Annotated in this window: 13 protein-coding genes; 7 read left to right on the top strand and 6 right to left on the bottom strand. The window is 68.9% G+C overall.

Going from position 1 to position 12335, the window contains the following annotated elements; translation table 11 throughout:
* Position 1: 1 nt before the first annotated feature.
* Positions 2-1036 carry a transposase domain-containing protein gene (locus tag ACUZ2Y_RS07430; protein WP_476328244.1) on the bottom strand — a complete coding sequence of 345 codons (1035 nt, stop codon included), beginning with the start codon at positions 1034-1036 and terminating at the stop codon, positions 2-4.
* Between the two features lie 238 nt (positions 1037-1274).
* Between ACUZ2Y_RS07430 and ACUZ2Y_RS07435 the strand changes: the two genes are divergently transcribed.
* Complete coding sequence (locus tag ACUZ2Y_RS07435; protein ID WP_476328246.1) at positions 1275-1664, top strand: SSI family serine proteinase inhibitor; 390 nt, start codon at positions 1275-1277, stop codon at positions 1662-1664.
* A 436-nt stretch (positions 1665-2100) separates the two neighbouring features.
* Entirely contained in the window at positions 2101-3393 is a 1293-nt protein-coding gene (locus ACUZ2Y_RS07440; RefSeq protein ID WP_476328248.1) for a nitric oxide synthase oxygenase, read from the top strand.
* On the opposite strand, the gene ACUZ2Y_RS07445 is transcribed toward ACUZ2Y_RS07440, so the two are convergent.
* Positions 3366-5288 carry a beta-propeller domain-containing protein gene (locus ACUZ2Y_RS07445; protein WP_476328250.1) on the bottom strand — a complete coding sequence of 641 codons (1923 nt, stop codon included), beginning with the start codon at positions 5286-5288 and terminating at the stop codon, positions 3366-3368. The genes ACUZ2Y_RS07440 and ACUZ2Y_RS07445 overlap by 28 nt on opposite strands.
* Positions 5289-5452: 164 nt before the next feature.
* On the opposite strand from ACUZ2Y_RS07445, the gene ACUZ2Y_RS07450 reads away from it, so the two are divergent.
* The 3 genes from ACUZ2Y_RS07450 to ACUZ2Y_RS07460 are packed head-to-tail and all read left to right on the top strand — an operon-like array spanning position 5453 to position 7498.
* Complete coding sequence (locus tag ACUZ2Y_RS07450; protein WP_476328252.1) at positions 5453-6037, top strand: DNA-binding protein; 585 nt, start codon at positions 5453-5455, stop codon at positions 6035-6037.
* Positions 6038-6063: 26 nt separating this feature from the next.
* Positions 6064-6717 (top strand): RES family NAD+ phosphorylase, encoded by a 654-nt coding sequence (locus ACUZ2Y_RS07455; RefSeq protein WP_476328254.1) that lies wholly within the window; start codon positions 6064-6066, stop codon positions 6715-6717.
* A 1-nt stretch (position 6718) separates the two neighbouring features.
* Positions 6719-7498 (top strand): patatin-like phospholipase family protein, encoded by a 780-nt coding sequence (locus ACUZ2Y_RS07460; RefSeq protein ID WP_476328256.1) that lies wholly within the window; start codon positions 6719-6721, stop codon positions 7496-7498.
* Positions 7499-7752: 254 nt separating this feature from the next.
* On the opposite strand, the gene ACUZ2Y_RS07465 is transcribed toward ACUZ2Y_RS07460, so the two are convergent.
* The 4 genes from ACUZ2Y_RS07465 to ACUZ2Y_RS07480 all read right to left on the bottom strand — a co-directional run bounded on the left by ACUZ2Y_RS07465 (position 7753) and on the right by ACUZ2Y_RS07480 (position 10898).
* The gene (locus ACUZ2Y_RS07465) at positions 7753-8979 is read right to left on the bottom strand and encodes an RNA polymerase sigma factor (RefSeq protein WP_476328258.1); all 1227 of its coding nucleotides are present in this window, start codon (positions 8977-8979) and stop codon (positions 7753-7755) included.
* On the bottom strand, positions 8976-9299 hold the full coding sequence (locus ACUZ2Y_RS07470; protein ID WP_476328260.1) for a YciI family protein: 324 nt from the start codon (positions 9297-9299) through the stop codon (positions 8976-8978). The genes ACUZ2Y_RS07465 and ACUZ2Y_RS07470 overlap by 4 nt, the downstream gene beginning before the upstream one ends.
* A 52-nt stretch (positions 9300-9351) precedes the next feature.
* A complete protein-coding gene (locus tag ACUZ2Y_RS07475) occupies positions 9352-9972 on the bottom strand; it encodes a dihydrofolate reductase family protein (RefSeq protein WP_476328262.1) in 621 nt (206 codons plus the stop codon).
* Between the two features lie 320 nt (positions 9973-10292).
* Positions 10293-10898, bottom strand: a complete 606-nt coding sequence (locus tag ACUZ2Y_RS07480; RefSeq protein WP_476328264.1) for a hypothetical protein — start codon at positions 10896-10898, stop codon at positions 10293-10295.
* 181 nt (positions 10899-11079) lie between these two features.
* Between ACUZ2Y_RS07480 and ACUZ2Y_RS07485 the strand changes: the two genes are divergently transcribed.
* Both ACUZ2Y_RS07485 and ACUZ2Y_RS07490 read left to right on the top strand, forming a co-directional pair.
* Positions 11080-11433, top strand: a complete 354-nt coding sequence (locus tag ACUZ2Y_RS07485; RefSeq protein ID WP_476328266.1) for a hypothetical protein — start codon at positions 11080-11082, stop codon at positions 11431-11433.
* Complete coding sequence (locus ACUZ2Y_RS07490) at positions 11433-12332, top strand: hypothetical protein (RefSeq protein WP_476328268.1); 900 nt, start codon at positions 11433-11435, stop codon at positions 12330-12332. Before ACUZ2Y_RS07485 ends, ACUZ2Y_RS07490 begins: the two co-directional genes overlap by 1 nt.
* Positions 12333-12335: the final 3 nt, after the last annotated feature.

The raw sequence follows: 12335 nt of genomic DNA on the forward strand, positions 1-12335 counted from the left end.
CTCACATTCTTTCAGCCATCGCTTCCTTACCGTCCCACCGCCACGACTGGACCGCCTGGTAGACGCATAACATCGCCCAGAGCTCCTGCGCGACGCCGTGCGGGTCCTGCGACCGCAGCGCCACCGACTCGGTCTGCAGCGCGTCGAACACCGCCGCGAACCGCCAGCGGTCCCGGTGCAGCGCCGTCAACTCCGCCGCGGGCGCCCGCTCCGGGTCGAGCAGCGTGGTGACCAACTCCGCGTCACTCGACTGGACCACCCGCACCGCGATCGAGCGCGCCATCGGGTCGCGCTCCGGCAGCAGCCGCGAGAGGTACGAGTGGTCCGACAGCACCCGTAACCGCGGCAGGTCGACCGACTCGCCCACCCGCCACAGCAGGTGCGCGCCCTGCTCCCCCGCCGAGCGCCACACGTCGTAGGCCGGTTCCGCGCGGTGCGCGACGACGAGCGTGTCCGGCGAGACCGTGCTGATGAGCCGGGCGTCGAGTTCGGCGTCCGACGCGCCGACGGCGACGTCGAGCAGCGCGCCGTCGCCGTGCGCGGCGAGCGCGGCCATCCGCACCTCGGCGGTGTCGAACGCGGCGAGGTTGGCCGCCGTGTCCGGCACGTCAATCGCGCCGCCGTCGAGCGTGCAGACCCGCAGACCGCGCCACACGGCCGGTGTGTCGAGGTCGGCCACGGCTCGGCGCAGGAACAGCCTGCGCATAACTTCCGAACCCAATCGCTTGCGCGCCTTGGTGATCGACCCGGTGCTCGGCTCCGCGCGCTTGCCCGTCGTGACCCCGGCCCACCGCATGCCCGTGGTGAGCCGGGTGAGGACGGCGTCGTACCCGGAGCCGCCGAAGAGCCACATGGCGAGACTGAAATAGACCATGGTGCGCGCGGGCAGGGCTCTGGAGCGCTGCTCGCGTACCCCTGCCGCATTGATCGCGGCGTCGACCTCGTCCGGGGGAAACGCCTTGATCAGCATCCCGATGGCGATGCGGTCGGACAAACGGTCGCGCGAGGCTTTGGACGCGCGTGTTATCCCACCCACTTATAGACCTTTCACCCGATGTACGTCTAAGGAAGTACCCTATCCGACCTGATGTGTCGGAGATTGCGGCGCCATGAATAGCACTGATCGACCCGTCGGCGCGATACCCCCCGGCTGGAAAAGCAAATTCGGATCGGCCTAAGCTTGGATTCGTCCGGCCGTGCGGCATGGTGCGGACACGGTTTCCGGCGCACCCATTCGAGCGGAAACCGCTCCGTCGGAGAAGGAGTGTTCATTCATGTTCCGTAAGACGCTCATCGGCGCATTCGGCATCTCCGTCGCGGTGGTCTGCGCACCCGCGGCGAGCGCGCACCACGTGATCCCGGAGTCCGCCTCGCTCGTCCTGACCGTGACGGGGTCGGAATCGCCGACCATGACCGGCACGCTGCAGTGCCGCCCGGCGGGCGGCAAGCACCGCAAGCCCGCGGCGGCCTGCCGCGAGTTGTCGCTGGTCGACGGCGACTTCAACAAGCTCAACATCGATCCGGACCGGGCCTGCACGCTGCAGTACGACCCGGTCTACGTCACGGCCACCGGGCACTGGAAGGGCAAGAAGATCGACTTCGCCACAAGCTACGGCAACCCGTGCCAGTTCGCCGTGACGACCGGGCCGGTGTTCGCGGTCTGACTCGCGGGGATCGTTCCGACCGGGCTGTGCCGTGCCCGATCGGATGGTGGCAGACCGGTGGGCCACGTCCGCCGGTCTGTTTGCGTTCAGCGGCGGACAACATCGTTACCCCGTTGACACACAGTCACCCATTCACCGCATTGGGACTACCGGATCGAACGAATGCAGAGAATCGCGTTACTGGTTGTGGGCTAAAAGAGACGTGATCAACGCCACGTCCAAGTCCATATTTCGGCCACTGGTTGACGGGTCAACGTGCGTCTGGGTGACGCCAACAGGGAATCCGGGTGCATATATCCGCATACGAGAGACGACGAACGTTGTTCAACCGAACAAACGACAGAGATTTCACCCGGCTGGCCGTGCGTCCGACGGGTGACCTCCAAACGAGTGAGAGGTGGAGTCAAGTCGTCGAGTACGAGGTAGTTTCTCGCGAGTGACTGGTGAGATCTGGGCGTTACCTCGCGGGAACGACAAGGCTGAGCCACCGGAGCCACTGGGGCCCCCGGAGCCGGCTAGCGGCGTCGCCGATCTCGACCAAGCCGAGGAGTTCCTGGAGCTCTTCCACGCGGAGAACCCCGACGCCGGTCCGCTGTCCGAGCGGCTCCGCTGGGTGCGGGCGGAGTTCGCGCTGACCGGCACCTACCGGCACACAAGCGCGGAGCTGGAGTTCGGCGCCCGGGTCGCGTGGCGCAACAGCGCCCGCTGCATCGGCAGGCTCTACTGGCAAAGCATGCGCGTGCGCGACCTCAGAGCGGTGCGCGCACCCGTGGAGGTCGCCGAGCAGTGCGTCGAGCATCTGCGGATCGCCACCAACGGCGGCAAGGTCCGGCCGCTCATCACGATCTTCGCCCCGGAGGCCCCGGACGCGCCGGCGCCGAGGATCTGGAACGAGCAGCTGATCCGCTACGCCGGTCACCGCCTGCCGGACGGAACCGTCCTGGGCGACCCGCGCTACGCCGAGTTCACCAAGGCCGTGCGAGACCTGGGCTGGGCGCCGGAGGGAGCGCCGGGCGCGTTCGACGTGCTGCCGCTGGTCGTCTCCGGACGCGACGAGGGCACCATCGTGCACCCGCTGCCGCGCGACGCGGTCCACGAGGTCGAGCTGCGGCACCCGGATCACCCGTGGTTCGCCGAGCTGGGCCTGCGGTGGCACGCGGTGCCCGCGATCAGCTCGATGCGGCTGTCGATCGGTGGCGTGGACTACCCGGCGGCGCCCTTCAACGGCTGGTACATGGGCACCGAGATCGGCGCGCGCAACCTCGCCGACCACGACCGCTTCGACCTGCTGCCCACGGTCGCCGAGCGGCTCGGGCTGGACACCAGCCGGGAGACGTCGCTGTGGCGCGACCGGGCGCTCGTCGAGGTCAACGTCGCGGTGCTGCACTCGTTCGCCGAGGCCGGGGTGGCGATCACCGACCACCACACGGAGTCCGCGCGGTTCCTCACTCACGTGGAGCGCGAGGAGAAGGCCGGGCGCACCTGCCCGGCCGACTGGAGCTGGATCGTGCCGCCGATGTCGGGCGGCATCACCCCGGTCTTCCACCGCTACTACGACACCGAGGCGCTGCGACCGGAGTTCGTGGTTGACGAGTCAGCCACGCGGACCGCGCTGAGCGGGGTGCCGCCGGTGTTCCCGGAGTCGACCGATGGGCCGATCCCGTGGTCCTACCTGCACACCCCGCTCCCGCGGCGCGAACATCAGGTGAACGGCACCCAGGCGCTCTGAGCCAGGGTGTCGAGATCGCTGGCGAGCATCCCGCTGCCGGACACGGTCCACAGCGTGCCGCCGACCACGAGCGACCGTCGGATCTGCACGTCGCCGTACTCGCCGCCGCGCGGATGGGTCAGCCGGGCCGCCTCGGTCAGCGAGTCCCCCTGCAGGCGCAGCACGACGGCCGCGGGCCGGTGGTCCGGCCCCGCCTCGTTCAGCGGCAGCACGACGAGTCCTTTAGCGGCCCAATAGAGGAACGCGTGCGGCTCGAACTCGACCTCCGACGACGCCCCCGCCACGTGGAAGCCGGTGACTTTGCGCGCCTGGACGGACTTCGTGTCGAACAATGACACCTGGGTTCCGGTGGCCCGGCCCTGTTCGGTCGCCTCTTGGCCTACACCGAGCAGCCGACCGTCGCCGACCGGATGGAGGTACGCCGAGTATCCGGTGATCTTCAGCTCGCCGGTGACCTTCGGCTTGGCCGGGTCGGACAGGTCGACGGTGTAGAGCGGGTCGGTGCGGCGGAACGTCACCACGTAGCCGGTGTCGCCGATGAACCGCACCGAGTGGATGCGCTCGGTCTTGCCCAGCCCGTCGAGCCTGCCGATCTCGGCGAGTTCGGCGCCGCGCCTGGTCAGCACGGCGACGGAGCTGGAGGACTCCTTGCCCGGGTCGCAGCAACCGGGGTCGTCCATGGTCGTGGCGATCCGCAGGTTGCCGCGGTGCTCGGAGAGCGAGTACTGGTTCAGCAGCGTTCCGCGAACCATCCCGGACGCCTGGTAGACCGGCTTGCCGGGCTTCGCGATATCGAACTGGTGCACGGTGGTGGTCGACGCCCGCGGGAGTCCGGGCATGGGCTTGCCGCGGCCGTCCGCGGGCAGGATGCCCACGTGCGACTGGCGGTCGTCGGCGACATAGAGGCTGTTCGCGGTGCCGTAGACGGTGTCGCCGTCGGCGGCGAGGCCCACGCCGTCGCCGGTGCCGAGGGCGTTGCGCATGTCGAAGCTCAGCACCGAGAGCGTCGACGTGCCGGTGTAGTTCGCCGGCCTGCTCAGCGCGGTGCAGTCATAGAGTTGGCCTTCGGCGGGGGTTCCGGGGCTGTGGCGCGGGACCCAGTCGCCGATCTTGGACTTCTCGATGACCTCCTTGTTGCGCCGGGTCGCTTCCTGCTCGTCGATTCCCTGCGTGGGCATGACGAACGGAAGCCGGGGCTGGGACCGCACGACGACTCGGGCGACCGAGCCGACTTGGCGCGCGTCGAGGTAGGAGCCGTCGACGGTCAGCGATCCGGAAACCCGCGCGCCGCCCGCGAGGTCGACCTGCACGAAGGCGACCCGCCCGGCGTGCATGTGCGGGTGCGGGCTGTCGTAGGCGATGTTGTCGTTGGGGTAGGCCGTGATCAGCGCGCGGTCACCGTCGAGGAGCATCGCCGACGGCTGGCCTTCGGGGATCTTCAGCGTCGCCGTCACGGCTTTCGTGGCCACGTCCACCACGCGCAGCGTGCCGTCGACGATGCTGACGATCCGCTTGCCGTCGGTCTTGACCAGGTCCGGCTCGTCGGCGGCGGACTCGTGGTTGTTGGTGCCCGAGTACTCCCCCGGCGCCGCCGAATCCTTCTGCTGCGAGCCTTCCGCGGCCGCGGTGCCGCGCTCCATCAGCATCGGCGACTCGAAGCCGTAGGGCCCGACCTTCTTCACCGCGGCGGCCTTCAGCTCGGCCAGCGCCTTGTCGCACGAATCGAACGCCACCAGGCGCACCGCAGAGGCCTCGATGACCCCAGGCCGGTCGCCGGTCTTGGCGGTCTTGTCGTTGCCCACCCAGTACGCGGCACCGATGACGCCCGCGCCCGCCACGGCGATGGCGACCGTGGCCACGCCGATCCGGGGAAGTCTCCGTAAGTCGCTGCTCATATGCCAAGGACGAAGGTGTGGGGCACCTAGGTTGCATGGAAGCCGGACAACTGTCAGTGTTTGACCCTGAGCGGAAAGTGGCGATCTCAGTTACTTTTTCCCGGACTCCGGTGAACTCCCCCACAAATGCGCACGAACCCGCACATTCGGGATACTCTAGGCGCATGACTGTCGCGTTGGAGACCGTACTCGCCAAGGCAGGCCTGCGGATCAGCCCGGTGGAGTTCGCCGAGATGATCGAGGAAGCCACCCGTCGGCTCTCCCCGGCCACGCCGGACCCAGCCGACTACTTCTCCGCCGAGCAGCGGGACACCCTCACCGAGGTCGGGCTCGACCTGACCCCACGCCGCCCCGACGAGGTCGACTCGCGGGCGCGCGCGGTGGCCGCGCAGACGGTGCTGCGCGATTCCGCGCTGACCGTCGGCGACGCCGCCCAAGCAGTGGGCGTCGACACCAGCCGCATCCGCCACCGGCTCTCGGCGGGCAGGCTCGCGGGCTGGAAGGACCGGGGTGGCTGGCGGCTGCCCGCGTGGCAGTTCGCGGCGTCCGGCGTGCTGCCGGGCCTCGACGTGGTGCTGCGCTCGGTCCCGTCCGACCAGCCGCCGCTGGTGGTGGCCGCGTTCATGACCACCCCGCAGTCCGACCTGCGGATCAACGACGAGCCCGCGACGCCCAGACAGTGGCTGCTTGCCGGCGGCGACCCCACCCCGGTCGCGGCGCTGGCCTCGATGCTCGGCACACCGGCCTGACCCTGCGAAGACTGGACCAACGCACGATGTCACGGCTCCCCCAGCCGCCGGTTCCTGCTGCCCTCAAAACCTTGCTGCGTGTCGATGAGGACGTCGTCGCCGTCCACAGTGGAACGCACCTGGTCCGCGTCTTCGCGGCGGGCGGCGCACACCGGCAGCGCTGGAACTCCTTCCGCTACACCGGACCACTACCGCACGCCCGATTCGACCCGCACCCGGTCAACCGCGACGGCGGCCCCACCGCGGAGTCCGGCCACGGCGCGCTCTACTTCGGACTGACCGTGCGCACCAGCGTCGCGGAGGTGTTCCAGCAGACCTCGGTCGTCGACCGCTCCACCCGCCGCCCGCACCTGGTGGTCTTCCGGCCGCAGCGCACCCTGCGGCTGCTCGACCTGTGCGGGCTGTGGCCGACCCGGGCGGGCGCGTCCCAGGAGATCAGCAGCGGCAACAAAACCGTCACCCAGGCGTGGGCGCGGGCGATCCGCTCGGCGCACCCGGAACTGGACGGGGTCTGGTACAGATCGTCCATGGACAGTGGTGAACCCGCGATCTGCCTGTGGGACCCGCCCTCGCGCGGCAGCCTGCCGACGTCGCCGGATCTGCTGCTGCCACTGGACTACCCAGGCCTGGACCTGCCACTGGCCCGCATCTGCGAGGAGCTGAACTACACGCTGCTGTGACATGGCGCAGGCTTCGCCTGCGCGGCTCGGTCGCTTTGATGGTGACGCGACCGAGCGAGGGTGCGGGGGTCAGCGGCTTGTCCCGGCTGGCGAGCCGCCGATCGAGCGGCTGACCGACATCTGGTCTCGGATGACCCGGCAGTCGGTGTTCCCCGGAAGCCTGCTCGGTCAGGTGCGAACGTTCCAGCGGACGAAGACCCACCTGTTCCCCAGCGACGGGTTGGCGGCGGTGGTCGACGAACACCTTGGCGGCGGCGTCACCTTCGAGGACCTGCGGCTGCCACTCGGCGTGGTGGCGATGGACGTCGCGACCGCGCAGCCGGTCCTGATCCGCTCCGGCCCGGTCGCGCCCGCGGTGCTGGCGAGCGCCGCTATCCCGGGCATCTTTCCGCCGGTGGAACACGAGGGAAGGGTGCTCTACGACGGCGGTGTGGTGGCCAATGTGCCGATGCGCCTAGCCGTCGCGATGGGCGCGAAGTCGTTGGTGGTGCTGGATTGCGCGTTTCCCGGCCGACTGCCTGAGGTGCCGCGTGGGATGGCGGAGATCGTGCTGTACATGGCGATGGTGTCGATGCGACAGCAGGCCGTGCTGGAGGCGCCGCTCGCGGCTGAGGACGTGCCGGTCGTGTATCTGCCGGGACCGCCGCTGATTCGGGTGACACCGCTGGACTTCACCCACACACCGGAGTTGATCGGCGAGTCCTATGTGGTCACGAGCGCATTCCTACATGGACTGACGGTGGATGGGCCTGGGCTGTATGGAGCCCCAGGTCGCGTCTGACTCACAGGTGCCAGCCATTGCCTCCGACGTCTCGGCCGCACCTTCCCATGACAGCGCCGGTCGGGTGGTTCGGCTCTATCAGAGGGGCGGGTTACCTCATCTATTGGCCCTACTGTTGTGAACGTCCGCTTATGCCGATGACAGTGCAGTGCCGACCGTCAGAAGCTGACGACCTCATGCGGGGTATTGAGCCGATCTGATTGCGCCGGGGTCGGCCGCCGCTGCGCGCGGGGTTCGATCGGGATCCGTGGGCGTTACCGCAGTTGGTCGCGGCGGCGTGTCAGGTTGGCGGTCTCGGCGGTGTTGCCTGCCAGCTCGATGGCTTTGTCGTACGCCGCACGGGACTCCTGGCTGCGGCCCAGCCTGCGCAGCAGGTCGGCGCGGGTGGCGTGGTAGGCGTGGTAGCCGGCCAACCTGTGTTCAAGACGGTCGACGGCCGCGAGTGCCACCTCCGGTCCGTCGAGCTCGGCGACTGCGATGGCTCGGTTGAGGGCGATGACCGGGGAGGGGTCAAGGCGGACGAGCTGGTCGTAGAGGGCGAGGACCTGCGACCAGTCGGTGTCGCGCATGTCGCGGGCGGAGGTGTGCACGGCGTTGATCGCGGCGAGGATCTGGTAGCGGCCCGGAGCGACCCCGGCGGCCAGGCGCTCGCGCACCAGTCGGTGACCCTCGGCGATCAGCGTCGCGTCCCAGGCCCCACGGTCCTGCTCGTCGAGGGCAACCAGTTCACCGCTCGCGGAAACCCGGGCGGTGCGGCGGGCCTCGGTGAGCAGCATCAGCGCCAGCAACCCGGCCGCCTCGCCGTCCTCGGGCAGGAGGGCGCGGATCAGGCGAGTGAGCCGGATCGCCTCGGCGGTCAGGTCATGACGTACGGGATCGGTGTCGGGGCCGGTCGCCAGGTAGCCCTCGTTGAACACGAGGTAGAGCACGGTGAGTACGCCGGTGACGCGCGCGGGGAGATCCTCGGCGGACGGCATCCGATAGGGGATGCGGGCCGCCTTGATCTTGGCCTTCGCGCGGGTGATCCGCTGCCCCATGGCGGTCTCCTGCACCAGGAAGGCGCGGGCGATCTCGGACATGGTCAGACCGCCGACCATGCGCAGTGTCAGCGCCAGGCGGGCTTCCATCGCCAGCGCCGGGTGACAGCAGGTGAAGATCAGCCGGAGCCGGTCGTCGTCGATCGCGCCGACAGGCTCGGGCGGGTCGTCGTCGTACACCATCTGAGCCTCCTTGTGCTTGTCGTCGCGCTTGTTCGCGCGCCGGATCCGGTCGATGGCCTTGCGGTTGGCGGTGGTGGTCAGCCAGGCGCCGGGGTTGGGGGGCACGCCGTCGGCCTGCCACCGCTCGACGGCGGTCGCGAACGCCTCGGCAGCCGCCTCCTCGGCGATGTCGAGGTCACCGAAACGCCGGGTCAGCGTGGCGACGACCCGCGCCCACTCCTCGTGGTGCACCCAGGTGATCGCCTCCTCGACGTCGCTCACTGGAACGGCCGCACCTCGATCTTCCGATCGCAGACCTTCGACGCCTCGGTGGCGAGCTTGAGCGCCACATCCAGATCGGGGGCCTCCCACACCCAGACGCCGGCAAGGTACTCCTTCGACTCCACGAAAGGCCCGTCGCTGAACACCGCCTGCTCGCCCCGGTTGTCGATGACCGTGGCCGCGTTGGTGTCTGCGAGTCCGCCCGCGAAAACCCAGTAGCCCTCGGCGATCAGTCGTTCGTTGAACGCGCTGATAGCAGGCTGCCTGTCCGTGCTGCCGGGATTGCTCTTGTCATCGATCACGGAAACCAGATACTGCATGAAGATCATCTCCTGTGGGTGTCAAGACAGCGTGGTGTACCGGTCATGGACTTCAAGCCGTTGCATACTGCGGGCGCCCGGCCGGCCGGTAGACCTGGATCGTCACGCCCTTGGAGTCGACTCGCGACTCGACCAGGTCGAGCGCAAGATCCGGGCCGGTCTCCGGGAACAATCGCGCGCCCTGGCCGAGAATCACCGGGACCACGATCAGAGTCATCTCGTCGACCAGATCGTTCTCCAGCAGCCACCGGGTCAGGGCGCCACTGCCGTGCACCTGCAGCTCACCCCCCGACTTAGCCTTCAGCGCTCGGACGGCGGCCGCGACGTCTCCGGACAGGACGGTGGTGCCCGACCACGCCGGATCGGCGAGTGTGGTCGACGCCACGTACTTGGGCTGTGTGTTCAATGCCCGCATGACGGGCTCCCAGCCAGGGACATCCTGGACCGTCAAGGACCCCCACGAGCCGGCGAACAGCTCGTAGGTCCGCCGGCCGAGCAGGAACGCGTCAGCGCGCTGGTAGGTCTGGTTGATGAACGCGTGGGTCTCGTTGTCACCCTTCCCCCGGGCCCATCCGCCGCGCTCGAATCCGTTCCCGCGGTCCTCATCCGACGCGTGGCCGTTTCCCTGCATCACTCCGTCGATGGTGACCTGGGTCATGGTTGTCAGCTTCATGTTCGCGGTTCCTTACCTTGGCGCCGCCCCTGTGGGCGGCCTCACCCCTGCTACGAACACCACCGCCCCGATCCGACACCGCCTCCCGGATTTCTTTGAAGAACTTTCCGGGACGCCGGTTGTCAGCGATCCGACAGCACGACAGTTTCGCGGCGACCGCGCTCCCCTTCCTCAAGCGCGCCCAGCGCGGACAGGCTCTTGGACCAGATCGATCGCGAAGACCCGGACAAGTCGTCCGCACATGCCGCGAGGCGAGCGCCCGCCTGAAAGGTACTCACATGGGATGCAGGAAACGCTGGTCATGGCTATGTGGTCGTGTTCTATTGGTTTGCTGGTGTGTACCTCAGTCGTCCGTCGGCAGGCAGTAGGTACCCGTTCCAGCGTCGTCCTGGCGCGGCACCGTTGAGTTCGGCCGCGGTGGTGTAATCGAGCTCGAAGCCGATCAGACCCAGACGGAAATCGACGTGGCGGAACACATCGTTCCCCACCCCGGCAAGCCACGTATCCAGCGAAGCACGCCAGGTCAGCGAACCGGAGTCGCCGTCCGGACCGAATGGGAAACTGCCGATGCGTCGCTCGACCCGGGCCAGCGCACCGAGCGGAAGATACAACGTCAGCCAGTCCAGACTCTCATCATCGAAGCGTGTGGCGAAGCAGCCGCACACGACAGGGCCACCAAGGGGCGGGCGCACGATTGCGCGTAGGTGGCCGAACTCCTGCAGAGACGCGACGGTCACGGGCACAGCGGTCTGCTCGGCGGGTTCCTGATCGGTGCTGACGTAGCAGCCAGTGATCCCAGCGGCCTGCCACAGCGCGGTCACCGCGCGTTGGAGACGTTCATCGTTGCGGTCGCCAACCTCCAGCGACAGCTCGTAGAAGCCGCCCGCCCAGTTCTCCGGATCGGTGAACGCCGTTGGATCATGCACCGCCGCAGTGTTCCAAACAACGCGCCAATCGTCGCCCCCGTTTGTCCTGAACGCCCTCTCGTGCCGCGTAGCGTGCGTCCGCTGAACGCTCGCTTCTGCCGATGAGCGGAAGCTACCGATTGGCGCTCGGGCCTACAGTCGCATCCGTTGTACTTCACGCCAACGACCTAGGAGCAGCCGCGTGGACACTGCCGAACGGCTCGCACTGACCGCGTTGTGCGAGGAGCTCACCACGTTGCGGGCCGAGGTCGCGTACCACGGCGAGGCCAAGCGGGACCTGCTGACGAGGATCGAGGCGGAGGCCGCTGCGTGTCGTCCCATCCTGGAGCTGCTCGGGCTGCTGCTCGGCGTCGACGGCACCACAGCGGTGCGGTCGCTGAGCAGCGGCCTGCCCGGCGCAGGTCCCGGCCAGGCCGACGACGAGCGGTTCGTGTGTCCCGACGGGCGTTGTGACCGCGTCGCCACCCCCGTTCCCGCAGGAGCGGTACCCCGGTGTCTGGTGACGCGTAATGCGATGGCGAGGCGGCAGGACTGATGGGCGGGTTCTTCCAGGAGCTGGCCAAGAAGCTGGCCGAACGCTGGGTCGCACTGCTCCTATTGCCCGGCGCACTGTTCGTGGTTCTCGCGTTCCTCGGGCCACGCCTCGGGCACGCGCACGCCATCGACCCGGCGAGGGCGGCGCGTGAGGCGTCCACCCTCATCGCCGCCGTGGCAAGACAGAACGGCGCAGCGCAGGCAGCGGTGATCCTCGCGGTGGTCCTCGCGGCGAGCGCGACCGGCCTCGTGGTGCAGGCCATGGCAGGGGTGACGCGCGTGCTGTGGCTGGGGCGCTGGCCGTTCGCCGGCCGCTGGCAGGTTGCGCGGCGGCGTGCTCGGTGGCACGACCGGTTGCTGCGGCGCCGCGACCTCGAGCGCGACCACCCGGCCGACAATCGCACTGCGGCGCAGCAGCACGAGGTCGATGTCGCCGCCACGCGCGTGACCCGGCTGGCTATGGCCGAACCCGGCAGGCCGACGTGGATGGGCGACCGAATCCATGCGGTCGAACAGGTGGGGTTGCACCGGTACGGTCTCGACCTCACCTACGCGTGGCCGCGTCTGTGGCTCGTGCTCCCGGACACCGCTCGCGCCGAGATCACCGCTGCCGGTAGTGCCTTTGCCGCAGCCGCCGCGGTCGGCAGCTGGGCCTGGCCGTTCCTGGTCCTTGGGGTGTTCTGGTGGCCCGCAGTGCCGGTCGCGACCGCCATTGGAGTCACGGGGTGGGTGCGTGCCCGAGCCGCCGTCACCGACCTCAGTTCGTTGTCCGAGGCCGCGATCGACCTGCACGGGCGTGCCCTCGCCGCGGTACTCGGCATCGCGGACGGCGGCGCGACGGGACCGTTGACGATCGCCGAGGGCGCGCGGATCACCGCCATCGTCCGGAAAGGACGATGACGT

The sequence above is a fragment of the Actinokineospora sp. UV203 genome (assembly GCF_056323665.1).

Bases quoted from the DNA above. Each gene is read 5' to 3' on its own strand.
- ACUZ2Y_RS07435 (WP_476328246.1), top strand. From the start codon at position 1,275: ATGTTCCGTAAGACGCTCATCGGCGCATTCGGCATCTCCGTCGCGGTG.
- ACUZ2Y_RS07445 (WP_476328250.1), bottom strand. From the start codon at position 5,288: ATGAGCAGCGACTTACGGAGACTTCCCCGGATCGGCGTGGCCACGGTC.
- ACUZ2Y_RS07450 (WP_476328252.1), top strand. From the start codon at position 5,453: ATGACTGTCGCGTTGGAGACCGTACTCGCCAAGGCAGGCCTGCGGATC.
- ACUZ2Y_RS07455 (WP_476328254.1), top strand. From the start codon at position 6,064: ATGTCACGGCTCCCCCAGCCGCCGGTTCCTGCTGCCCTCAAAACCTTG.
- ACUZ2Y_RS07460 (WP_476328256.1), top strand. From the start codon at position 6,719: ATGGCGCAGGCTTCGCCTGCGCGGCTCGGTCGCTTTGATGGTGACGCG.
- ACUZ2Y_RS07470 (WP_476328260.1), bottom strand. From the start codon at position 9,299: ATGCAGTATCTGGTTTCCGTGATCGATGACAAGAGCAATCCCGGCAGC.
- ACUZ2Y_RS07475 (WP_476328262.1), bottom strand. From the start codon at position 9,972: ATGAAGCTGACAACCATGACCCAGGTCACCATCGACGGAGTGATGCAG.
- ACUZ2Y_RS07490 (WP_476328268.1), top strand. From the start codon at position 11,433: ATGGGCGGGTTCTTCCAGGAGCTGGCCAAGAAGCTGGCCGAACGCTGG.